This is a genomic window from Sphingomonas sabuli, assembly GCF_014352855.1.
Lineage (GTDB): Bacteria > Pseudomonadota > Alphaproteobacteria > Sphingomonadales > Sphingomonadaceae > Sphingomicrobium > Sphingomicrobium sabuli.
Map to the genome: position 1 here is coordinate 708,650 of NZ_CP060697.1, position 20,958 is coordinate 729,607.

The 20,958-nt window shown below is 66.3% G+C and carries 22 protein-coding genes and 1 tRNA gene; 5 read left to right on the forward strand and 18 right to left on the reverse strand.

The genetic code is table 11. From position 1 onward, the window contains the following. Nucleotides 1-4 precede the first annotated feature (4 nt). From H8M03_RS03555 to H8M03_RS03565, 3 genes are read right to left on the reverse strand one after another with little or no spacing between them, the layout of a single operon-like run. Nucleotides 5-1,393, reverse strand: coding sequence for an amidohydrolase family protein (locus tag H8M03_RS03555; RefSeq protein ID WP_187480378.1), 1,389 nt, complete (start codon nt 1,391-1,393; stop codon nt 5-7). Then, nucleotides 1,390-2,790: an amidohydrolase gene (locus H8M03_RS03560; RefSeq protein ID WP_187480379.1), complete on the reverse strand. Its 1,401-nt coding sequence runs from the start codon at nt 2,788-2,790 to the stop codon at nt 1,390-1,392. The genes H8M03_RS03555 and H8M03_RS03560 overlap by 4 nt, the downstream gene beginning before the upstream one ends. Beyond that, entirely contained in the window at nt 2,790-4,448 is a 1,659-nt protein-coding gene (locus H8M03_RS03565) for a peptide MFS transporter (protein WP_187480380.1), read from the reverse strand. Before H8M03_RS03565 ends, H8M03_RS03560 begins: the two co-directional genes overlap by 1 nt. A 119-nt stretch (nt 4,449-4,567) precedes the next feature. Between H8M03_RS03565 and H8M03_RS03570 the strand changes: the two genes are divergently transcribed. The 3 genes from H8M03_RS03570 to H8M03_RS03580 are packed head-to-tail and all read left to right on the forward strand — an operon-like array spanning nt 4,568 to nt 6,485. Then, entirely contained in the window at nt 4,568-5,158 is a 591-nt protein-coding gene (locus H8M03_RS03570; protein WP_187480381.1) for a nitroreductase family protein, read from the forward strand. A gap of 36 nt (nt 5,159-5,194) precedes the next feature. Continuing rightward, the gene (locus H8M03_RS03575) at nt 5,195-5,551 is read left to right on the forward strand and encodes a GntR family transcriptional regulator (RefSeq protein ID WP_187480382.1); all 357 of its coding nucleotides are present in this window, start codon (nt 5,195-5,197) and stop codon (nt 5,549-5,551) included. 19 nt (nt 5,552-5,570) lie between these two features. Continuing rightward, complete coding sequence (locus H8M03_RS03580) at nt 5,571-6,485, forward strand: L-threonylcarbamoyladenylate synthase (protein ID WP_187480383.1); 915 nt, start codon at nt 5,571-5,573, stop codon at nt 6,483-6,485. Here H8M03_RS03580 and msrA read toward each other — a convergent pair. Together msrA and H8M03_RS03590 are read right to left on the reverse strand one after the other, a co-directional pair. Then, nucleotides 6,482-7,030, reverse strand: coding sequence for a peptide-methionine (S)-S-oxide reductase MsrA (gene msrA / locus H8M03_RS03585; RefSeq protein ID WP_187480384.1), 549 nt, complete (start codon nt 7,028-7,030; stop codon nt 6,482-6,484). The genes H8M03_RS03580 and msrA overlap by 4 nt on opposite strands. Nucleotides 7,031-7,086: 56 nt before the next feature. Continuing rightward, nucleotides 7,087-7,788: a PilZ domain-containing protein gene (locus H8M03_RS03590; RefSeq protein WP_187480385.1), complete on the reverse strand. Its 702-nt coding sequence runs from the start codon at nt 7,786-7,788 to the stop codon at nt 7,087-7,089. Nucleotides 7,789-7,891: 103 nt separating this feature from the next. On the opposite strand from H8M03_RS03590, the gene H8M03_RS03595 reads away from it, so the two are divergent. Both H8M03_RS03595 and H8M03_RS03600 read left to right on the forward strand, forming a co-directional pair. Further along, entirely contained in the window at nt 7,892-8,296 is a 405-nt protein-coding gene (locus H8M03_RS03595) for a response regulator (RefSeq protein ID WP_187480386.1), read from the forward strand. A gap of 65 nt (nt 8,297-8,361) precedes the next feature. Further along, the gene (locus H8M03_RS03600; RefSeq protein ID WP_187480387.1) at nt 8,362-9,093 is read left to right on the forward strand and encodes an EAL domain-containing protein; all 732 of its coding nucleotides are present in this window, start codon (nt 8,362-8,364) and stop codon (nt 9,091-9,093) included. Here the strand turns inward: H8M03_RS03600 and amaB are convergent. The 13 genes from amaB to dxs all read right to left on the reverse strand — a co-directional run bounded on the left by amaB (nt 9,090) and on the right by dxs (nt 20,911). Further along, nucleotides 9,090-10,556 carry an L-piperidine-6-carboxylate dehydrogenase gene (gene amaB, locus H8M03_RS03605; protein WP_187480388.1) on the reverse strand — a complete coding sequence of 489 codons (1,467 nt, stop codon included), beginning with the start codon at nt 10,554-10,556 and terminating at the stop codon, nt 9,090-9,092. The genes H8M03_RS03600 and amaB overlap by 4 nt on opposite strands. Then, on the reverse strand, nt 10,553-11,707 hold the full coding sequence (locus H8M03_RS03610) for an aminotransferase (protein ID WP_187480389.1): 1,155 nt from the start codon (nt 11,705-11,707) through the stop codon (nt 10,553-10,555). The genes amaB and H8M03_RS03610 overlap by 4 nt, the downstream gene beginning before the upstream one ends. Continuing rightward, the gene (locus H8M03_RS03615; RefSeq protein ID WP_187480390.1) at nt 11,704-12,789 is read right to left on the reverse strand and encodes a CaiB/BaiF CoA transferase family protein; all 1,086 of its coding nucleotides are present in this window, start codon (nt 12,787-12,789) and stop codon (nt 11,704-11,706) included. Before H8M03_RS03615 ends, H8M03_RS03610 begins: the two co-directional genes overlap by 4 nt. A gap of 42 nt (nt 12,790-12,831) precedes the next feature. After that, nucleotides 12,832-13,275, reverse strand: coding sequence for a hypothetical protein (locus tag H8M03_RS03620; protein WP_187480391.1), 444 nt, complete (start codon nt 13,273-13,275; stop codon nt 12,832-12,834). A gap of 123 nt (nt 13,276-13,398) precedes the next feature. Further along, entirely contained in the window at nt 13,399-14,898 is a 1,500-nt protein-coding gene (locus H8M03_RS03625) for a helicase HerA-like domain-containing protein (RefSeq protein WP_187480392.1), read from the reverse strand. A 25-nt stretch (nt 14,899-14,923) separates the two neighbouring features. Next, a tRNA-Gln gene (locus H8M03_RS03630) sits at nt 14,924-14,998 on the reverse strand. Nucleotides 14,999-15,044: 46 nt separating this feature from the next. Continuing rightward, a complete protein-coding gene (locus H8M03_RS03635) occupies nt 15,045-15,935 on the reverse strand; it encodes a branched-chain amino acid aminotransferase (protein WP_187480393.1) in 891 nt (296 codons plus the stop codon). A gap of 54 nt (nt 15,936-15,989) precedes the next feature. Next, nucleotides 15,990-16,805, reverse strand: coding sequence for a pyrroline-5-carboxylate reductase family protein (locus tag H8M03_RS03640; RefSeq protein WP_187480394.1), 816 nt, complete (start codon nt 16,803-16,805; stop codon nt 15,990-15,992). Between the two features lie 4 nt (nt 16,806-16,809). Then, complete coding sequence (locus H8M03_RS03645) at nt 16,810-17,304, reverse strand: type III secretion system chaperone family protein (protein WP_187480395.1); 495 nt, start codon at nt 17,302-17,304, stop codon at nt 16,810-16,812. Nucleotides 17,305-17,315: 11 nt separating this feature from the next. After that, on the reverse strand, nt 17,316-17,609 hold the full coding sequence (locus H8M03_RS03650) for an accessory factor UbiK family protein (protein WP_187480396.1): 294 nt from the start codon (nt 17,607-17,609) through the stop codon (nt 17,316-17,318). 84 nt (nt 17,610-17,693) lie between these two features. Next, entirely contained in the window at nt 17,694-18,215 is a 522-nt protein-coding gene (locus H8M03_RS03655; RefSeq protein WP_187480397.1) for a TspO/MBR family protein, read from the reverse strand. After that, entirely contained in the window at nt 18,205-18,942 is a 738-nt protein-coding gene (locus H8M03_RS03660; RefSeq protein ID WP_187480398.1) for a TlyA family RNA methyltransferase, read from the reverse strand. The genes H8M03_RS03655 and H8M03_RS03660 overlap by 11 nt, the downstream gene beginning before the upstream one ends. 43 nt (nt 18,943-18,985) lie before the next feature. Then, a complete protein-coding gene (gene dxs, locus H8M03_RS03665) occupies nt 18,986-20,911 on the reverse strand; it encodes a 1-deoxy-D-xylulose-5-phosphate synthase (protein ID WP_187480399.1) in 1,926 nt (641 codons plus the stop codon). Nucleotides 20,912-20,958: the final 47 nt, after the last annotated feature.

Genomic DNA, 20,958 nt, shown 5'->3' on the forward strand with positions numbered 1-20,958 from the left:
GGGGTCAATGCCGGTACGCTTCCGGCAGGTCGCGGCGCGGCAGATGGCGATAGCGTTCGAGCAGTCGCGTCTGGTGCGTCACCAGCGGCTGTTGAACGCCGTCGATGAATACGGCCTCGGCGGCATTGCGCGGATCGAGCGGATCGCCCGACCAGATGACGACATCGGCGCGGCGACCGGCGGCGAGGCTGCCGATCTCCCCGCCCATGCCGACCGCTTCGGCGGGTGCCGAGGTGATCAGGCGCAACGCCTCCCCCCAGCTTACGCCGCTTGCCCCCGGAACGTTCTGCAACGCGACCAGATTGCCCGCATATTGGCGCTGGTAGAACAGGTTGCGGGTGTCGTCGTCGTTTATCATGCCGATGGCGACCCGCACCCCGGCGTCGCGCATCCGGCCAACGTTGGACTGGGTCGCGGCGCGTTGCTCGAACGACGCCGGCAGGTCGACCACCGCGGAAGCGATCACCGGCACATTCGCTTCGGCCAATTCGCGCGCCACCAGCCAGCCTTCGCTCGCGCTAACGATGACGATCTTCAGTGCGCGGAATTCACGCTTGAGCCTGAGCACCTGCAGGATGTCGGCGGCCCGTTCGACATGGACCAGCAGAAACTGCGACCCCTGCAGCACCGGCACCAGCGCCGCGGCGTCGAAACGGGTCAGCAAGACGTCCTGGCTGCGCCGCGCATCGGGGCCGTAGGCGCGGCCCTCGTTGGGGTTCTGCACCACCGGCTGGAGCCGCGCGTCGTCGCTTTCGCTGCCGGGCGATGAGATGCCGCCGTAACGGCGCAGCTCCGCCGCCTCGCGCAGGGCGTTGCGGAACAGTAGATGCGCCGATGGACGCGAGCCGCCGGCCTTCCCTGCCCCGGTTTCGCCAAGTTCAACGAACTGGAAGAGCCGGGCGCGGGTGATCGGGTACATGTCGTCGCCGGTGTCGATCAGCGCGCCTTGCCCGGCGAAGATGCTGCGCGGGGCCCCCGGCGCAACGAGGGCGCGGGTCACGCCGTCGGCGCGGTTTACCTCGATGGTGGTGTACGTGGGATCGATTGCCGGCGCGACGTCGATCGCCGCGCTGAACGGGCCGCTGCCCGCCGCAACATCGTCGACCCCCTGCGCACTCAAATCCACCTCGCTCAGGCCAAGGCGCGAGAAGCCGGCGACGATCCCCGGCGTCACCCACTTGCCCGCCGCGTCGATCACCTGCGCGCTGGACGGGACGGCAACCTGCCGGCCGGCGGCGACGATGCGGCCGTCGCGGATGATGACGGTGCCGCCCGGGATCGGCTCCGACCCGTCGCCCAGCGCGACCGTGCCGTTGACGATCGCCAGCGTCTGCGCGGCGGCCGGTGAGCCGGCGAGCAAGAGCAGCGCAGCGGCGAGCGCGGCGCGCATCATTTGGTGTCTCCTTCGCCGGGCTGGCCAAGTTCGAAATCGCTGACCGGCCGCCGCTTGGGGTCGTTGGCGTCGTAAAGCAGGGCGCCGTCGATCCACACGCGTTCGGGCCGCGCATAGATGCTGAACGGATTGGCGTTCCACAGCACGACATCGCCCATCTTGCCGGGCGACAGGCTGCCGGTCTTGTCGAAGATGCCCAGCGCCCGAGCGGGGTTGGCCGAAAGCCAGGTCCAGGCGACGGCTTCCGTCAGGCCGGGTATGCCCGCGCGCTGACCGTCGGCAAGCGCCTTGGCCGCTTCCTGGTTCAGGCGCTGGATGCCGTTGGGATCGTCCGAATGGACGATGGCGCAGGAGCCCGAACCACCGTTGTGGACCAGCGGGATATTCTCCTTGATCCCGTCATAGGCTTCCATCTTGAACCCGTACCAGTCGGCCCACATTGCCGCGCAGATGCCGTCGGCCGCGAGCAGGTCGGCGATCTTGTAGGCTTCGACCGCGTGGTGAAAGGCGGTGATCTTGTAGCCGAACTCCCTGGCGACATCGATCATGTTGGCCATTTCGTCGGCGCGGTAACAGTGGTTGTGAACCAGGATCCGGCCGGCGAGCACGCCGCGCAGCGTGTCCATCGCCAGGTCGCGTTCCGGCATCGTGCCGCCGTTCTTGTAATAAGCGTCCCACTTGCGCTTGTACGCCTGCGCCTTTGCCCATGTTTGCCGGGTCAGCGCGACATTGCCCATGCGCGTGCCGGGCATGTTGCCCTTCGACCCGTAAACCCGCTTCGGGTTTTCGCCGCAGGCCATTTTCAGCCCGTACGGCGCGCCGGGGAATTTCATTCCTTGGACGGTGCGCGACGGGACGTTCTTCAGGGTCACCGACCGGCCGCCGAAAAGATTGGCCGACCCGGGCAGGATCTGCAGCGCGGTGATGCCGCCATTGACCAGCGCGCGGGAAAAGCCCGGGTCCTGCGGCCAGACGCTATGTTCGGCCCAGACTTCGGGCCGCACCGGAGAGGTCGCCTCGTTGCCGTCGGAGAGCGATTCAACTCCGGGCGAAGGATAGTCGCCGAGGTGGCTGTGAACGTCAATGATGCCCGGCGTGACGAACTTGCCTGTGCCGTCGATGACCTGGGCGCCCGCCGGCACCGCGAGGTCCGGCCCGCCAACCGCCTGCACCTTGCCGTCGGCAAGGATCACCGTGGCATTGTCAATCCGCCCGCCGAGCCCGTCGAAAGCCGTCGCGCCGCGGATCGCCGTCGGCACGCCCGGATAAGGCGCGTAGGTGGACGCGAACGGATCTTCGTTGATGCGGACGCCCGGCCGTTTTTTGTCCGGGATGACGCCCGCGCACCCGGTCAGGATCGCGGCGGCAAGCACCGCGATCCCGGCCGTGCGCAACATCAGGCCCTCGGGCCGCGCGGGTCGGTTTGCGGCCGACCCGTTTCCTCGCCCTGCGGGAACATGCCGGCGGCTTCCGCTTCGCCCAGTTCCGACTGACCGGCGAGCTCGTCGCGGTCGCGCAGCGTGTCGAGGTGCATCCACTTCTTCACGATCGGCGACAGCGCCAGGACCGCAACCGCAGCGCCGATGGAGATCCAGCCGAACAGTTCGTAGATGTCGAGCAGCGCCTGTTTGCTCATTTCCCCGTCATGCCCGCCGGTGGCTTCGCCGATCTTGCCGGCGACGAAGTTGCCGACCGCGGTCATGTAGAACCACGCACCCATGATGAGCGAGGCCAGGTAGCGTGGCGCGAGGCGGTTCATTGCGCTCAGGCCCACCGGGCTGAGGCACAATTCGCCGGTGGTCGCGAACAGGTAGTAGAGGAAGACGAACAGGACCGGGGTCATCGCCGCCATGCCATAGGCTTCCGCGCCCCACACCAGGACGAGGTTGGCCAGGCCCATCTGCGCCAGCGCCAGGCCGAACTTGGCCGGTGCCGACGGTTCAAGCCCGCGCTTGCCCAGCGACACCCACAGGCCCGCGAACAACGGCGCCAGCATGATGATGTAGATGGGATTGATCGACTGGAAGATCGAGGCCGGTACGCCCGAACGGTCGACGAAGCGGTCGGTGAACAGGTTCATTGATCCGCCGGCCTGTTCGAACAGGCCCCAGAACAAGGGGTTGAGCGCAATCAGGAAAAGGATGGCGAACATCCGTTCGCGCGGCTCCTTTTCCAGCTTGAAGCTTTCGTAAAGCACATAACCAAGCAACGCGATGCCGGAGACGGCCAGAAGCATCTGGATCACGTCCTGATACTGGACCAGCGCCCAGATCACCGCGACCGCGCCGACGCCGATGGCGTACAGCATATACTCCTTCGAGCGAGCGAGGACCTGCGGCGCTTCGCCGGCGCCGCGCAGCGCCTTCTTGCCGAGCACGAACACGACGAGGCCGGCGAGCATGCCGATACCGGCTAGCCCGAAGCCATAGCCCCAGCCAATCGTCTCGCCGAGGTAGCCGACGAGGATCGTGCCGATGGCGGCGCCGACGTTAATGCCCATGTAGAAGATGGTGTAGGCGCCGTCGCGGCGGACGTCGGTCATCTTATAGAGCTGTCCGACCATCACCGAGATGTTGGCCTTGAGGAAGCCGGAGCCGACGATGATGAAGGCGAGCGCGGCCCAGAAGACGTTGATCGTCGGGTCGTCCTGACCGCCGACGCCTTCGACGGCCATCAGGCTGTGGCCGACGGCAAGCAGGATGCCGCCGAACAGCACCGCCTTGCGCTGGCCGAGATAACGGTCGGCCAGATAGCCGCCGAGGACCGGCGTGATGTACACCAGGCTGGTGTAGGCGCCGTAGATCAGGTTCGACTTGCTGTCGTTGAACAGCCAGTGCTGCGTCAGGTAGAAAATCAGCAGCGCCCGCATGCCGTAGTAGGAGAAGCGCTCCCACATTTCGGCGAAGAAGAGCATGTACAGGCCCTTGGGGTGCCCGGCGAACTCCGGTTCTTTCTGGATCGCGACCTTGGCGCCGATCGTCAGGAAGATGGCGAGTACGATGACGGCGATCGCGGCGATCCAGTCGCCTTCCTGCCACAAGCCCATGGGTTTCATTGATACGTCCCGTGTTGCGAGCGGCGCTCCGCCCTGTTCGGGGGCGTACCCTAACGCTCTAAAGCCACTTGTGAAGTCCGCATGTTGCACGCGGCGGCTGTGCGCTTACAGGTTCGGCCATGCTCAACGACCGCACCTCGCCCCTGTCCCTGCTGACGACCCGCCGCTCCGCCAGGCCGCGCGACATCGGCGGGCCCGGCCCGACGCGGGCGGAACTGGAAACCATCCTGACCGTCGCCGCGCGTACGCCCGACCATGGCAAGCTGACGCCGTGGCGCTTCGTCGTCATCGACGGCGACCGGCGCGATGCTTTTTCCGCCTTGCTCCGCCAGGCGCTGACCGACAGCCATCCGCAGGCGATCCCGGCGCGGCACCAGAAGGAAGAGGATTTCGCGCATTACGGCGGGGCGCTCGTCGTGCTCGTCTGTGCGCCGGTCGCCGGGCACAAGGTGCCGGTGTGGGAACAGGAACTGTCCTGCGGCGCGGCGGGGATGAACCTGCTGCTGGGTGCGGAAGCGCTGGGTTACGACGCCGGCTGGGTGACCGGGTGGCGGACCTATGCGCCGCGCGTCACCGACGCCTTCTGCGGCGAGGGGGAGCGGATTGCCGGCTTCTTCTTCATCGGCCGGTCCGGCCTGCCGCTGGAGGAACGCGACCGGCCCGCCTTGGGCGACGTGGTGCGGTCATGGACACCGCCCGACGGCATTTGAGATTGACCTGAGACCGCGCTGCTGTATTATGACAGCATGACGCTTCGCACCCAGCATGAAAAGCCCGTCTATGTCCGGTTGCGCGAGACGATCGCAAACGCGATTCTGTCCGGCCGCTACCGCGACGGCGACCCGTTGCCATCGGTCCGGGCGCTTGCCGCCGAGGAGCAGGCCAATCCGCTGACCGTGGCCAAGGCCTATCAGGGTTTCCAGGACGACGGGCTGGTGGTGGTGAAGCGCGGCGTCGGGCTGTTCGTCGCCGCCGGTGCATGCGCCAAGCTGCAGGACAGCGAGCGCGATCGCTTCATCAACCAGGAATGGCCGGAAATCCGCAAGCGCATGGACCGGCTGGGTATCGAGCCCACCCAATTGCTCGACATGCAGAGCGCCTAGTCCCTATCTGCCGCGTCCTATGCAGACGCGCACCCTGCCCTTTTCCGACGCCACCATCGCAAAGGCCGCGCGCCTGGTGCTGGATGGCTCACCGGTCGCCGTGCCGACCGAGACGGTTTACGGGCTGGCCGCCGACGGGACCAACGCCGAAGCGGTCGCACGGATCTACGAAGCCAAGGGAAGGCCGTCGTTCAACCCATTGATCGTTCACGTTTTGACGATCGCGGATGCCGAGAAGCTGGTCTATCTTGGCCCGTTGGTGCGGCAAGCGGCAGAGGCGCACTGGCCCGGCCCGCTGACCATCGTCGCACCCCGGCGGGCCGACAGCGGAATCGCTTCGATCGTCAGCGCCGGTCTCGACACTTTAGCCGTGCGCGTTCCGCAGCATCCGGCGATGCGTGCGCTGCTCGAAGCCGTCGGCAGGCCGCTCGCCGCCCCGTCCGCCAATGCCAGCGGATCGATCAGTTCGACGCGCGCCGATCATGTGCTGCACAGCCTGGGCGGTCGCATTCCGTTGATTGTCGATGACGGACCCTGTTCCGGCGGTATCGAGTCCACCATCATCGCCGAGCGCGACGGCGCCCTGCAGATCCTGCGCAGCGGTCCGCTGGAGATAGCCGGTGCAGCGAGTGCGTCCGGAAGCGCCATCGAGGCGCCGGGCCAGATGGCAAGCCATTATGCGCCGTCCAAGCCGCTTCGCCTGAACGCCAACAGCGCTCTCGACGGCGAATATCTGATTGGCTTCGGCGATATAGCGGGTGCAGCCAGCCTAAGTCCTACCGGCGACCTTGTCGAAGCCGCCGCCAGCCTGTTCGACCTGCTCCATCGCGCCGACCGAGCGGACAACCCGCGCATCGCGGTCGCGCCGGTGCCCGACACCGGGCTCGGCGCGGCGATCAACGACCGCCTGCGCCGGGCCGCGGCGCCGCGTTAGGCGGCGGCGCCAGCGCTCTTGGTGCGGGCCTGGAAGCTCTTGCGAAGCTTCTGCAACTTGGGCGGAATGGTCGCCAGGCAATAAGGGTTACGCTGGCCTTCCGTCTCCCAATAGGACTGGTGATCGTCCTCGGCCGGCCACCATTGCGCCTTGGGCTCAATGGTGGTGACGATCCGGCCGTCGGATTGCGACTGGGCGCGCTGCATTTCCTCGCGCGCTTCCGCGTCCTGGGTCTCGTCCTGCGGGAAGATTGCCGAGCGGTACTGCGTGCCGACATCGTTGCCCTGCCGGTTGAGCTGCGTCGGGTCGTGCGTCGCGAAGAAGATCTCGAGCAGCTGGCGATAGCTGATGACGTCCGGGTCGAACGTGACCTTGATCGCTTCGGCGTGGCCGGTGTCGCCGCCGCACACCTGGCGATAGGTCGGATTGTCGGCATGGCCGCCGGTGTAGCCGCTTTCGACGCTGGTCACGCCCGCGACATCGTTGAACACCGCTTCCGTGCACCAGAAACATCCGCCCGCAAGCACTGCGACATTGTCAGCCATTCGCTATCTCCTTTTCAGGCAGGAGATAGGCATCCGCCGCGGCTATTGCGAGGGCGTCAGGCGGGCGGGAACGCGGCCTTCAGACTAGCCACTTCAAGCCGCTTGCCGACCCATTCGGCCAGCTCTTCGAATTCCAGCGGCTTGTTGAACACGATTCCCGCGCGGCGATCGGAAAACCACCGCACCTCGCCCTTGATCGGGCGCAGGCTCTCCACCACGACGACGACCTGCGAGCCGAGGCAATTTTCCTCGATCGGTTCGACCTTCATTCCGCCCAGCGAAATGTCGTGAACGTCTACGGTGTAATAGAGCTTGCCCACCTTCACCGACGCCCTGCAGTCGACATGCAGGCGCGGAGGGCGGGAACGGAAGCCATGGCGCGGCTTGCGCCCGGCCAGCAACTCGCCAAGGTCCACGCTCTGGTCGAACTTAATGCCGACCAGCCCGTCGCGGATCCAGATCACGCTCGACGGGATTTTCTGGCTGGAAAATTCCACGGCCACCGGCTGTCCGACCTGCGGCGAATCGGCGATTTCGGCCATCAGTCCGCCGGCCGAGATATTGCGCACGCGAATCAGCCGCTCGGTGTCGCCCCACAGAAGCTTCGCGACCTTCAGCAGCGGGATCACGCGATCGTCATCGCGACGCTCCGCCGGCCGCGGCACGGCCGTCGTCAGAGAGAAGGTCGTCGACTCGAACGCTGCCTGCTCATCAACCGGCGCCTGGCCGCCCTTGCGGCGGATTATCGATGCGAACATGCGCACCTTCCTTCACTTTGGAGCACTAATGTCCTGCTTTTGGATGGAGTGCGGTTAAAAACCGGTTTCATTCCGGACCGACGGAGCGCAAAGCGCGAAACGCATGAAGGATGGCGAAGCGAGGCAGCCGCGATTGCTCGTGATCGACGACGAACCGGCGCTTGCCGAGTTCGTTGCTCAGGTCGCGCGGGAATGTGGCTACCTTCCGACATTGACGGCTGATGATCGCGCGTTTCGCGACGCGGTCCTTGCCGATCGTCCGGAAATCGTTGTTCTCGACCTTGGCATGCCGGGCATGGACGGGGTCGAACTCCTGCGCTTCCTTGCGGATAATGACCACCGCGCGCCGGTGCTGATCTTCAGCGGCTTCGACCGCCGCGTCCTGGAATCGGCCTTCCGGTTGGGCGAGGCGCTGGGCCTGCAGATGGTCGGCCCACTGGAAAAACCGGTCCGCTTCGAAGTGCTGGCGGACATTCTCAAGGATCTCGCGCAATCGGCGAGCCAGTAGCCGGCGTCGCCGAACAGCGGCTCGTCGAAGGGTTCGAACGCGCCCTCGACACCGGCGCGCTGCACATGGTGTACCAGCCCAAGATCGAGCTTGAGACGGGAAAGCTGACCCGCCTGGAAGCGTTGGTCCGCTGGGACGAGCCGGAACTTGGGCCGGTCGAACCGTCGCGATTCGTGCCTTTGGCGGAAAAATACGGGCTGATCGCGCCGCTCACCGAATGGGGGCTGCGCACCACCCTTGGCCAGTGGCTCACCTGGCGCGAGGCGGGCCTGGATACCGACATTGCCTTCAATATTTCCGCGCTCAGCCTGCAGCACCTCGACTTTCCCGACCTCGTCGAACGAATCTGCCGCGAACTGGCGGTTCCGACCGATCGGCTGGTGCTGGAATTGACCGAAGGGGCGACTCAGCCGCTAATCAAGCTGATGGACACGCTGACGCGTTTCCGAATCAAGGGCATCGGGCTGGCGATCGACGATTTCGGCACCGGCTTTTCCTCGCTGATGCAGCTTCGCCAGCTGCCCTTCACGGAGGTAAAGATCGACCGGCTGTTCGTTCGCGACCTGCCGACCGCGCACGACAGCTGCGTGATCGTCAAGGCGATCATCGACCTTGCCCACGGGCTTGGCCTGGTCGCCACCGCCGAAGGCGTCGAAACGCCCGAACAATTGCGCTTCCTGCGGTCCATCCGGTGCGACGTGGCGCAGGGATATTTCATCTCGCGCCCGATCGACGGCGACGCGGTGATCGCGTGGCAGGACGATTTCGCCCGCCGCTGGCCGGAGCTTGCCGCCTAGGGCGCGATATCGAACTTCACGCCCTGAGCCAGCGGCAGTTCGTTGCCGCGGTTGATGGTATTGGTCTGTCGCCGCATGTAGGCGCGCCAGCTGTCCGAGCCGCTTTCGCGGCCACCGCCGGTTTCCTTTTCCCCGCCGAATGCGCCGCCAATCTCTGCCCCGGACGACCCGATATTGACGTTGGCGATGCCGCAATCCGACCCGCAGGCCGACAGGAAACGCTCCGCTTCCCGCAAATCGTTGGTGAAGATGGACGAGCTGAGACCCTGCGACACGGCATTGTTGAGGTCGATTGCCTCGTCGAGGTCTGAATAGCGAAGGACGTAGAGGATCGGCGCAAAAGTCTCCTCGCACACCCGACCTTCCTGGGCGCCGACTTCGACCAGTGCCGGGCGGACGTAAAAGCCGCCGTCGACGGCCTCGACCCGCTCAATCGCCGCGCCGGCCGCCTGGCGCATCGCATCGAACGCCTGCTCGTCGATCAGCGGTCCGACCAGGGTGCCGAGATCGCGCGGATCGCCGACCCTGACTTGGGCGAACAGGGTCTTCAATCGGCCGACCAGTTCGTCGGCGATGCTGTCATGGACGATCAGCCGGCGCAGCGTGGTGCAGCGCTGCCCCGCGGTGCCGGCGGCGGAAAACAGGATGGCGCGCTCCGCCAGCGTCAGGTCGGCGGACGGCGCGACGATCGCGGCATTGTTACCGCCCAGCTCCAACAACAGCCGGGCGAAGCGGCCGGCGACCACCGGGCCCACCGCTCGGCCCATGCGCGTCGACCCGGTTGCCGAAACCAGCGCGACCCGCTGATCCGCGACCAGCGCTTCGCCGACATCAGCCCGGCCCTGCACGCATTGCAGCAGGCCGTCCGGCGCGTCGCCGAAACGAGTAAGCGCGCGCCGCGCCAGCGCCATCACCGCTTCGGCGCACAACGGGGTCTTCTCGCTCGGCTTCCAGATTACGGGGTCGCCGCAGACCAGCGCCAGCGCCGCGTTCCATGCCCACACCGCGACCGGAAAGTTGAAGGCGGTAATGACCGCGACCGGCCCCAACGGATGCCATTGCTCCATCATCCGGTGCTCCGGCCGCTCGCTGGCGATGGTCAGGCCGTAGAGCTGGCGCGACAAGCCGACCGCGAAGTCGCAGATGTCGATCATCTCCTGCACCTCGCCCAGCCCCTCCTGGACGATCTTGCCGCATTCGAGCGTCACCAGCCGAGCGAGTGGCTCCTTGGCGGCGCGCAGCTCCTCGCCCAGCAGCCGGACGAGTTCGCCCCGGCGCGGGGCCGGAACGTTGCGCCAGTCCCTGAAAGCGGCCTGTGCCGCCGCGCAGGCACCCGCGACATCGGTGCTCGGCGCCACGCTGCCGATGACCGACCCGTCGATCGGAGAGCGGCTTTCGAGCGATCCCGACCCGGTAACGCCGAGTTGCTTGAGGATCGGTCGTGCGTCGTCCGCCAGGGTCATGCGAACATCTCCTTTGCCCTTGCCATCGCGGCCACGCCGGCATCGATGGTGTCGTCGCGCTTGCCGAAGCACAGGCGGACGATTGTGCGAACCGGATCCTGTTCGGCGAACGGCGACACCGGCACGACCGCGACCCCCGCCCGCTCGACCGCCACGGCGGCGAAGGTCTCATCGTCCACGGCGATCTCCGAAGCAGGCAGGTCGACGCACAGGAAATAGCTGGAGGCCGCCGGCAGGACGGCATAGCCGGCAGCCTGCAACCCTTGCACCATCCGGTCGCGGGCGCGGGCGAAGCGCTGCTGCATCGGTGCTATCCACCTATCGCCCTCCGCCAGGCCGAAGGCGACGGCCGATTGCAGGTTGGGCGCGGTGGCAAAGGTCAGGAACTGGTGCGCGCGCGCGGCGACGTCGGCAAGCGCCGGGTCGGCGACGATCCACCCCACCTTCCACCCGGTCAGCGAGAAGATCTTGCCCGCCGATCCCACTTTCAATGTGCGCTCGGCCATTCCCGGAAGCGACGCGAGCGGCGTGAAGGTCTGTCCATCGAGCAGGATATGCTCCCACACCTCGTCGCTGATCACGATAAGGTCGTAGGCGGTTGCAGCGTCGGCGACGGCCTGCAGTTCGGCGGCATCGAACAGCCGTCCGGTCGGGTTGTGCGGGTTGTTGAACAGGATCGCACGCGTCCTGGGCCCGATCGCGGCCTGCAGGGCGACAGCATCGATCCGCCATTCGGGCGGGCGTAGCGCGATTTCGCGGACCACGCCGCCGGCGCGGCGGATCATCGGCGCATAGCTGTCATAGGCGGGCGTGAAGATGATGACTTCGTCGCCCGGCGATATGGCGGCGAGGATGCAGGCGCCAAGTGCCTCGGTCGCTCCGGATGTGACGCAGACGTGATCGGAATTCAGCTCCTGCCCGAACCAGCGGCCGTAATGGCCGGCGATGGCGTCGCGCAATTCGGGCGTGCCGCGCGAGGGCGCATATTGGTTGGACCCGTGGCGCAAGGCGTCTGCCGCCTTGTCGAGGATCGCGTCGGGCCAGCCGAAATCGGGAAATCCCTGCCCCAGGTTGACCGCCTTATGGTCGGCGGCAAGCGCCGACATGCGCGCGAACACGCTTGTTTCCATCTGTTCGTAGATCGGGTTCAACGCAGCACTCCTGAGCGGCGCATGGCGCCGATATCGTCGGCCGAATAGCCCAATTCGGACAGGATCGCGTCCCCGTCGGCACCGGGGCGCGGTGGATCGGGTGGCTGGATCACGCTGCGGGAGTAACGCGGCGCCGGGCCGGGCTGGGTGACCCCGTCAAGATCGATAAAGGTCCCGCGCGCCCGATGATGCGGGTGGTCCGGAGCTTCGGCCAGGTCGAGCACCGGCGCGACGCAGGCATCGCTGCCGGCGAAGTGCGCGACCCAGTCATCGCGGCTGCGCGTCGCAATCGCCGCCGCGACATCCGCGCGTGCCGCATCGGCATCCAGGCCGAGCCGGTCGAACAGCGCCGCGCGGAAGTGCGGTTCCAGCGCGCCCAGCGCGACGAACTTGCCGTCGCTGCATCGAAAGATGCCGTACGCCGGGTCGCCGCCGTCGAGCAGATTGGCTTCTCGCCGGTCGGTCCACAGGCCCGCGGCGTGAAGCCCGTAGGTCAGCGCGCCGATCAGGGCCGCGCCGTCGCTCATCGCGCAATCGATCACCTGCCCCGCCCCGCCACGCTGAACGTCGATCAAGGCCGCGACCATGGAGAAGGCCAGCATCATGCCGCCCCCGGCGAAATCGGCGATGTAATTGACCGGCACGACCGGCCGTTCGGCCGGCCCGATGCCATGCAACAGCCCGGTAATGGCGAGATAGTCGATGTCATGGCCGGCCGTGGTTGCCAGCGGCCCCTCCTGACCCCAGCCGGTCACGCGCCCGTAGACCAGCCGCGGGTTGCTATCCAGCAGCGCATCCGGGCCGAGGCCCAGGCGTTCCATCACCCCGGGACGATAGCCTTCGATCAGCCCGTCGGCCCGGTCGGCAAGCTTGCGCACCACCTCGCGACCGGCGTCGGTCCTGATGTCGAGCGCGATGCTTCGCCGCGACCGCAGCAGCGGATCGTTGGGAATGCCGAGCATCCCTTCCCGTTCGATGCGGACGACCGTTGCGCCATGATCGGCCAGCATCATCCCCGCGAAAGGCGACGGGCCAATGCCGGCCAGTTCGATTATCGTCAGTCCGGTAAGGGGCCCCGCCATCGCCGCCGTTCATGCACTTGCGGCGGCGGAACTCAAGGGCGCTTAATGACCGGCAAGCGCTGCGCGGACTGCCGCAAGCGGCGCGGCCATGACCTCGTAAGCGTAGAACACGACGCTGCCGGTCAGCGCGACCGCGAAGGCCGCAATACACAGGAACTCGAACGCCCGGGCACGCAGGCGATTGTCGTCCGCGGTGCGCGGGATGACCCGCCGTTCCGCCATTCGCGTCGTCGCCTGCACGGCGGCCGCGGCGACTTCGTTGCTGATGATGTCCTCGACCCGGAACGGGTCCGTGCTGGACAGGCCCATGCGCTGGTTCTGCCGCCACACGACCCGGGCCACGACCAGTTGAGTGCCGCGCCGGATTTCGACGAAGCTTCCCGGCTTCGCCCCGCCGGTGGAATAAACGAGCAGGCCACGCGGCGAGATATTGAGGATGCAGGCGTCGCTCCATCCGCTTGCGCTGCGCATGCGCGCGGGAAGCATGACTCGGCGCCGCTCTTCACGGCGGTTACAACGGGATACGCCACTCGCACTCATGCCGGCGAAGGTGGCGAAGGCTGCTATACCGCGCCTTAAGTACCGCTCCGTAACGGATAAGTTACCGCGTTAGCGGCCGCGGCGCAGCCCGCCGAGGATGCCGCGCAGGATGGTCGTGCCGATCTGCCGGCCGATGGAGCTGGCGGCGGCGCGCGTCGCCGACGTGATGATCTTGTCCGTCATGCTCGGCTTGGCAGCTTCGCGGGCCCGCTTGGCCTCTTCCTTTTCAGTCACGACCTTGGCGTCCGCGGCGGCCTGCGCCTGGGCGGCAGCCTCGGTCCGGCCGGCGAGGATTTCATGCGCGGATTCGCGATCCACCTGGCTGTCGTATTTGGCGCCGACCGCATCGCTGCCGACCAGCGTCGAGCGCTCCATCGGTGCCAGCGGGCCGACCCGCGAAGACGGCGGCTTGATCAGAATGCGCTGCACTGGAGAGGGAGACCCATCGGGCAACAAGAGCGAGACCAAGGCCTCGCCGACCTTCAGCTGGGTGATCGCCGAGGCGACGTCGACGTCCGGGTTGGGCCGGAAGGTGTCGGCGGCGGACTTCACCGCCCGCTCGTCGCGCGGCGTGAAGGCGTTGAGCTTGTGCTGCACGCGGTTGCCCAGCTGGCCGGCGACGGTGTCGGGAATGTCGATCGGGTTCTGGGTGATGAAATAGACGCCGACGCCTTTCGATCGGATCAACCGGACGACCTGTTCGATCTTTTCCAGCAGCGCGGGCGAGGCGTCGGTGAACAGGAGGTGCGCCTCGTCGAAGAAAAAGCACAGCTTTGGCGCGGGCTGATCGCCGACTTCGGGCAGTTGTTCGAACAATTCGGACAGCAGCCACAGGAGGAACGTCGAATAGAGCCGCGGGCTCTGCATCAGCCGGTCGGCGGCAAGCACGTTGACGAGGCCAAGTCCGCTGTCGTCCGTGCCCAGGAAATCGCGCAGGTCGATTGCCGGCTCGCCGAAGATATGTTCGCCGCCCTGGCTGCGAAGCTGCAACAGCGATCGCTGGATCGCGCCAACCGATTGCTTCGACACGTTGCCGTATTGCAGCGTCAGCTCTTCGGCCCGCTTGCCGGTCTCGACCAGCATCGATTGCAAGTCGTCGAGGTCGAGCAGCAGCAGCCCCTCTTCATCCGCAAGCCGGAAAGCGATGTTGAGCACACCTTCCTGCACGTCGTTGAGGTTCATCAACCGCCCGAGCAGCACCGGCCCCATCTCGCTGACGGTAGTCCGCACCGGATGGCCCTGCACGCCGAACAGGTCCCACAGCTGGACCGGGTAACCGCGATACTGCCAGTCGGCATAGCCGATCTCGCCAGCGCGTTGCCGGAAAGGCGCGTCGAGCTTTGAGTCGGCAGAACCCGGCATGCCGAGCCCGGCCAGATCGCCTTTCACGTCAGCGACGAAACAGGCGACGCCGGCCTGCGAGAATCCTTCGATCAGCCCTTGCAGCGTGACCGTCTTGCCGGTCCCGGTCGCGCCAGCGATCAGCCCGTGGCGGTTGGCCCGCGAGAGCTCGAACTCCTGGCGGTTCGCACCGCCCTCTTCGGCACCGATGAAAATGGTTGAGGCCACGCGATCAAGCTCCCGCAGTTATGGCTGGCTGGGGCGGCAGGATTCGAACCTGCGAATGGCGGCACCAAAAGCCGCTGCCTTACCACTTGGCGACGCCCCAGCAGCCGAGGTCGGCATATACCTGCCGATCCGCGAGTTGGAAGACCTCAGGCGTTCGGAATGCGACCGTTGACCAGGTCGTCGTAATCCTTGGCGAGCTGGCGGGTCAGGTCGCCGACCTCGAACGACCACGGCCCGACCGAGCCCACCGGAGTCACTTCGGCCGCGCTGCCAGTGAGGAACATCTGTTCGAAACTTTCCAGCTCGTCCGGCCAGATCGTGCGTTCCTGCACCTCGACCCCGCGCTTGCGGGCCAGGTCCATTACCGTGCGCCGGGTAATGCCGTCCAGGAAGCAGTCGGGGGTCGGCGTGTGCAGCACGCCGTCGCGAATGAAGAAGGCGTTAGCGCCGGTTGCCTCCGCGACCTGGCCGCGCCAGTCGAACATCAGGGCGTCGTCGAAACCGGTGTCCTCGGCATGTTTCCGCGACAGCGAGGCGATCATGTACAGGCCCGACGCCTTGGAATGGACCGGCGCGGTATAGGGTGCGGGACGGCGCCACGGCGCGATGGTCAGGCGGATGCCCTTCTTCGCTTTCTCCTCGTCGAAATACTTGCCCCATTCCCAGGCTGCGATGGCGACATGCACCTTCGCGCCGGTCGCCGACACGCCCATCTTTTCCGATCCCAACCAGGCGATCGGCCGCATGTAGGCATCGGTCAGTCCGCTCGCGGCCAGAACCTCTTCACTCGCCGCGTTCAACTCCTCGACCGTGTACGGAATTTCGAACCCGAGCAATTCGGCGCTCTTGCGCAGCCGCATGCTATGTTCGGTCAACTTGAAGATCTTGCCGTTGTAGGCGCGCTGCCCTTCGAACACCGACGAAGCATAGTGTAATGCGTGGGTCAGGACGTGCACCTCAGCGTCACGCCACGGCACCAGTTTGCCATCGAACCAGATCGACCCGTCGCGGTCGTGAAACGTCTGTGTATCAGCCATCAAGAACGCCTAGGCGACCGATGCCGCAACGTAAAGTTAGCGGAACGCGAGCCTTCAGGCGACCTGTTCGCCGCGCGCTTCCGCCGCCAGTTCGGCGCCTCGGCGGCGGGCGGCGTCGATGGTCCGGGTGACAAGTCCGTTGAGCGCGTCAAGCCGGTCGAGGACGGACAGGCCGGCTTCCGTCGTGCCATTGGGGCTGGCGACGCGCCGCGCCAGTTCGTCCATCGGCATGCCGGCAGCAGCCGCCATCCAGGCGGTGCCGAGCACCGTTTCCTGCGCAATGGTCGCAGCCGTCGCCGCGGGCAGGCCCTGGTCTTCGCCCGCCTTGGCGAGCGCGGCGATAAAGCGTGCGACATAGGCCGGGCCTGCACCGGCGACGCTGCCGATCCCGGCCAGCGCGGCCTCGCCATCGGTCCACATCGCATAACCCAGCGCGGCAAACAGGTCGCCGACGGCCTTGCGCGTCGCTTCGTCGATCGCATCGGCGTACAGCGCGACCACGCCGCGCCGCACCGATACCGGCAGGTTCGGGACCGCGCGGACGATGATGCCCTTCTTGAAGCGACGGCGCAGGCTCTCGGCCTCGACCCCCGCGAGCAGCGAGACAATGATCGTCTTCGACGTGATCCATGGCAGCAGGTCCGGGACGACATCGTCCAGCTGTTGCGGCTTGAAGCCGAGGATGATCATCGCCGGCGCCGCGCCCGCATCCTTGACCGACTTCACGGTGGTCACGCCTTCGACGGGCGTGCCGCTGGGGCGGATGGCGACGGCGTTGGACAGGTCGACGCCGGCCATGCGCCAGCCGTCGATCATGGCGCCGGCCATGTTGCCGCAACCGACGAACCAGGTCGGGACAGGAATCTGCATAAGGTCAGGCTTCTCCGTGCGTATCGATAAGCGCCGCGGCGATGGCTTCGCCGGGCGATTTGCCGCCCCACAGGACGAACTGGAAAACGGGATAGAAGCGCTCGCATTCCTCAAGCGCAGCTTCGGAAATCGCCTCCGCCTGGTCGAGCGTCAGGCCTTCGCCGTCGCGCGTGTCGAGGACGGTCGAATGGCGGAACACGATCAGGCCCGATCCCGACCACATTTCAAAATGCCCGAGCCATAGCTGCTCGTTGATCAGGCTCAGCGATTCATGAATCGCGCCGCGCTTTTCGACCGCGACCTTGATGTCGGGAAAGGCGAGGAACTGCAGCACCTGGTCTTCCGGGCGCCACACGCCGCGGAACTCATACTGCGCCCAGCTGCCGCTCGCCGAGCCGACAATCTCACCCTCGCCGGACCGCTCGCACGGCCAGCCGCGCGCCTCGAAATACTGTTCGAGCACTTCGATCGGCGCGCCGTCGGCGCGCTCTTCGCTCATATCCGTTTCAGTCAGGGCTTGGGCTCCGCCTTCTTGCGTGCGGGCTTGGTGTCGCCGTCGCTGCCGAGCTTTGCTTCGAGCGCGACGATGCGCTTCTGCAGCGCTTCATTTTCCTCGCGCGCCTTGGCGGCCATCGCCTTGACTGCGTCGAATTCGTCGCGCGAAACGAAGTCCATCCCGCCGATCCATTCGCGCATCCGCTCCCGAGCGCCACTTTCGGCCTCGCGGCCGACGCCGGCCATCGTGCCGGCAACGCCGTTCACCATCTTCACGAAATCGTCGAACAGCCGGTTTTCCGATTGCATCAGCCAATCTCCCTATTTGCCACGGAATTAGGGAGTGACGGCGCATGTTGCCACCCTCGCGGCGGTTCTATCCCCAGCAAATATTCAGCCGAACAGCGGCTGACTGGCCCCCGGATTGAGCGTGCCGATGACGGTATTGAGCGTGGTCGCGAAGACCAGCCAGGCAAGATAGGGAATCATCAACACGCCGGCCGGGGGGCGCAGGCGGAAGAATTGTCCGGCCGCGATCGCGCTGAGGACGACCATCATGATGATGATATATTTGGCCAATTCGATATCGTGCAGCGCGAAGAACACCGGCGACCAGGCGAAATTGAGCGCCATCTGGATCCCGAACAGGGTCAGTGCGCCCGTCCGCTTGGGCGACGGCGGCAGGGCGATGATCATCGCCACCGCGACGCCGAGCATGGCGTAGAGGATCGGCCACACCACCCCGAACAGCCAGCCCGGCGGCATGAACGACGGCTTCTGCAGGGCGTCGAACCAGCTGTTGCCGTAGCCCGACTGCGACAGATAGCCGCTGGCCCAGCCAAGCATTTCGAAGACGAGAACCGCGACCAGCGCGATCCGGACCCATGGCCGGGCCTGGAGTGCATCATCCACCATTGATCGCTCCCAGTAGGAATTCGACATTGCCTTCGGGTCCGGTAATCGGGCTTTCGACAATCCCAACCACCTGCCAGCCCTGCCCGGCAATCCAGTCTTTGGTCTCGGTACAGACGCGCTGGTGTACCGCCTGATCGCGGACGACGCCGCCCTTCCCGACCTCCTCGCGTCCCGCTTCGAACTGCGGCTTGATCAGCGCGATCAGGCTGGCGCCCGGGCGCGCCAGCTTCAACGGCGCTTCGAGTACCTTGGTCAGCGAAATGAAACTGGCGTCGCAGACGAGGATGTCGACCGGCTCCGGCACCTGCTCCGAGGTCAGGTGGCGGGCGTTGGTCTGCTCCATGACGATAACCCGCTCGTCCTGCCGCAGCTTCCACGCGAGCTGGTTGGTCCCGACGTCCACTGCATAGACTCGCGCCGCGCCGCGCGTGAGCAACACGTCGGTGAACCCGCCGGTCGAACTGCCAACATCGAGCGCCACCGCACCGGTTACGTCGAAGCCAAGGTGCGTCAGGCCATGGTCCAGCTTGATCCCGCCACGCGAGACCCAGGGATGGTCCTTGCCGCGCACTTCCAGAGGCGCGTCGTCGGCCAGCATGTCGCCGGCCTTGGCCAGTTTCCTTTCACCGGAAAAGACAGCGCCGGCCATGATCAGCGCCTGCGCGCGGCTTCGGCTTTCCACGAGGCCGCGTGCGACGAGAAGCTGGTCGGCGCGATGCTTGGTCATGCTCGATCGCGCCGTCGATGATCGAGCCGTGAGCGCAAGGCGCTCAGGCCCGGGCCTCTTCGACCCCCGCGCTATTCGATCGCAGCGCCTTCAGCACGGTTTCGACTATCTGCGGCGCGTTGAGGCCCGCCTCATCATACTGCTTTTCCGGCTTGTCCTGGTCGATGAACCGGTCGGGCAGGCGCATCGTGCGGATCTTGAGGCCGCCGTCGGTCAAGCCCTCGTCGCTGGCCAGGGTGAGGACGTGCGCGCCGAGCCCGCCAATCGCGGCTTCCTCCACCGTCACCGCGACTTCGTGCGTCGACAGCAGCTTCCGTATCAGCTCCTCATCCAGCGGCTTGGCGAAGCGCAGGTCGGCGACGGTGGTCGAAAGCCCCTTGGCCTCAAGCTGCTCGGCGGCCTTTTCGGCTTCCTCCAGCCGGGTGCCGAGCGACAGGATCGCGACCTTGCTACCCTGTTTGACGATCCGCCCCTTGCCGATTTCAAGCGGCTCCGGATTTTCCGGAATTGCGGTCCCGCGTCCGCCGCCGCGCGGGTAACGCACGGCAATCGGCCCGTCGTCATATTTGGCCATGGTCTTGACCATGCGCGCCAGCTCCGCCTCGTCGGAGGGAGCCATGACGACGAAATTGGGCAAGGTGCCGAGGTAGGCAAGGTCGAAGCTGCCGGCATGGGTCGCGCCATCGGCGCCGACCAGCCCGGCGCGATCCATCGCGAAGCGGACCGGCAGATTCTGGATGGCAACGTCATGGACGACCTGGTCGTAGGCGCGCTGCAGGAAGGTCGAGTAAATGGCGACGAACGGGCGCATCCCCTGCGCGGCAAGGCCGGCGGCGAAGGTCACGCCATGCTGTTCGGCAATGCCGACGTCGAAGGCACGATCGGGGTGCGCGTCGGCGAACTTGTCGACGCCGGTGCCGGACGGCATCGCGGCGGTGATCGCGCAGATTTTCGGATCGGTCTCGGCCAGCCTGGCAAGCGTTTCGCCGAACACATTCTGGTAGGACGGCGGTCCGCCGCCCGGCCCCTTGTCCTGCTTGCCGCTGACGACGTCGAACTTGACCACGCCATGATATTTGTCGGCGGCGTTTTCGGCCGGGCCGTAGCCCTTGCCCTTCTTGGTCACGACATGGACCAGCATCGGTCCCTTGTCGGCGTCGCGGACATTTTCCAGCACTTCGACCAGCGCGTTGACGTCATGCCCGTCGATGGGGCCGACGTAATAGAAGCCAAGCTCTTCGAACAGCGTCCCGCCGGTAACCCAGCCGCGCATATATTCTTCGGTACGCTCGGCCCAGCGCTGGACCGGTTCGGGCATCATCCCGGCGATTTTCTCCGCGACGGCGCGCGGGCCCAGATACTTGCTCGAGCTGACCAGCCGGGCGAGGCTGTTGCGCAGCGATCCGACCGGCGGGGCGATCGACATGTCGTTGTCGTTGAGGATGACGATCAGCCGGTTGCCCGCGGCTTCGGCGTTATTCATCGCCTCGTAGGCCATGCCCGCGCTCATCGCGCCGTCGCCGATCACCGCGATGGCCCGGCCGTTCGAGCCGCTCAGCTTGTTGGCGATGGCGAAGCCCAGGGCGGCGGAGATGGAGGTCGAACTGTGCGCCGCGCCGAACGGATCGTATTCGCTTTCGCTGCGCTTGGTGAAGCCGCTGAGGCCCCCGCCCTGGCGAAGCGTGCGGATGCGGTCGCGGCGGCCGGTGACGATCTTGTGCGGGTAAGCCTGGTGGCCGACGTCCCAGATCAGCTTGTCACCGGGCGTGTCGAAAACATAATGGACCGCAACGGTCAGCTCCACCACGCCAAGCCCCGCGCCGAGGTGACCGCCGGTGACCGACACCGCCGATACCATCTCCTGCCGGAGCTCGTCGGCAAGCTGCGGCAGCTTGTCCTTGTCGAGCTTGCGAATGTCGCTGGGGTAGTGGACCGTGTCCAGCAAAGGCGTGTCGGGGCGGTGTGACATGCGGGCGGCCTTATCCCGAAGCGGACCGCGAGTCACGAACGGCGGAA

Coding starts and splice junctions, on each gene's coding strand:
- H8M03_RS03555 (WP_187480378.1), bottom strand. CDS start 1,393: ATGATGCGCGCCGCGCTCGCCGCTGCGCTGCTCTTGCTCGCCGGCTCA.
- H8M03_RS03560 (WP_187480379.1), bottom strand. CDS start 2,790: ATGTTGCGCACGGCCGGGATCGCGGTGCTTGCCGCCGCGATCCTGACC.
- H8M03_RS03565 (WP_187480380.1), bottom strand. CDS start 4,448: ATGAAACCCATGGGCTTGTGGCAGGAAGGCGACTGGATCGCCGCGATC.
- H8M03_RS03570 (WP_187480381.1), top strand. CDS start 4,568: ATGCTCAACGACCGCACCTCGCCCCTGTCCCTGCTGACGACCCGCCGC.
- H8M03_RS03575 (WP_187480382.1), top strand. CDS start 5,195: ATGACGCTTCGCACCCAGCATGAAAAGCCCGTCTATGTCCGGTTGCGC.
- H8M03_RS03580 (WP_187480383.1), top strand. CDS start 5,571: ATGCAGACGCGCACCCTGCCCTTTTCCGACGCCACCATCGCAAAGGCC.
- msrA (WP_187480384.1), bottom strand. CDS start 7,030: ATGGCTGACAATGTCGCAGTGCTTGCGGGCGGATGTTTCTGGTGCACG.
- H8M03_RS03590 (WP_187480385.1), bottom strand. CDS start 7,788: ATGTTCGCATCGATAATCCGCCGCAAGGGCGGCCAGGCGCCGGTTGAT.
- H8M03_RS03595 (WP_187480386.1), top strand. CDS start 7,892: ATGAAGGATGGCGAAGCGAGGCAGCCGCGATTGCTCGTGATCGACGAC.
- H8M03_RS03600 (WP_187480387.1), top strand. CDS start 8,362: ATGGTGTACCAGCCCAAGATCGAGCTTGAGACGGGAAAGCTGACCCGC.
- amaB (WP_187480388.1), bottom strand. CDS start 10,556: ATGACCCTGGCGGACGACGCACGACCGATCCTCAAGCAACTCGGCGTT.
- H8M03_RS03615 (WP_187480390.1), bottom strand. CDS start 12,789: ATGGCGGGGCCCCTTACCGGACTGACGATAATCGAACTGGCCGGCATT.
- H8M03_RS03620 (WP_187480391.1), bottom strand. CDS start 13,275: ATGCTTCCCGCGCGCATGCGCAGCGCAAGCGGATGGAGCGACGCCTGC.
- H8M03_RS03635 (WP_187480393.1), bottom strand. CDS start 15,935: ATGGCTGATACACAGACGTTTCACGACCGCGACGGGTCGATCTGGTTC.
- H8M03_RS03640 (WP_187480394.1), bottom strand. CDS start 16,805: ATGCAGATTCCTGTCCCGACCTGGTTCGTCGGTTGCGGCAACATGGCC.
- H8M03_RS03645 (WP_187480395.1), bottom strand. CDS start 17,304: ATGAGCGAAGAGCGCGCCGACGGCGCGCCGATCGAAGTGCTCGAACAG.
- H8M03_RS03650 (WP_187480396.1), bottom strand. CDS start 17,609: ATGCAATCGGAAAACCGGCTGTTCGACGATTTCGTGAAGATGGTGAAC.
- H8M03_RS03655 (WP_187480397.1), bottom strand. CDS start 18,215: ATGGTGGATGATGCACTCCAGGCCCGGCCATGGGTCCGGATCGCGCTG.
- H8M03_RS03660 (WP_187480398.1), bottom strand. CDS start 18,942: ATGACCAAGCATCGCGCCGACCAGCTTCTCGTCGCACGCGGCCTCGTG.
- dxs (WP_187480399.1), bottom strand. CDS start 20,911: ATGTCACACCGCCCCGACACGCCTTTGCTGGACACGGTCCACTACCCC.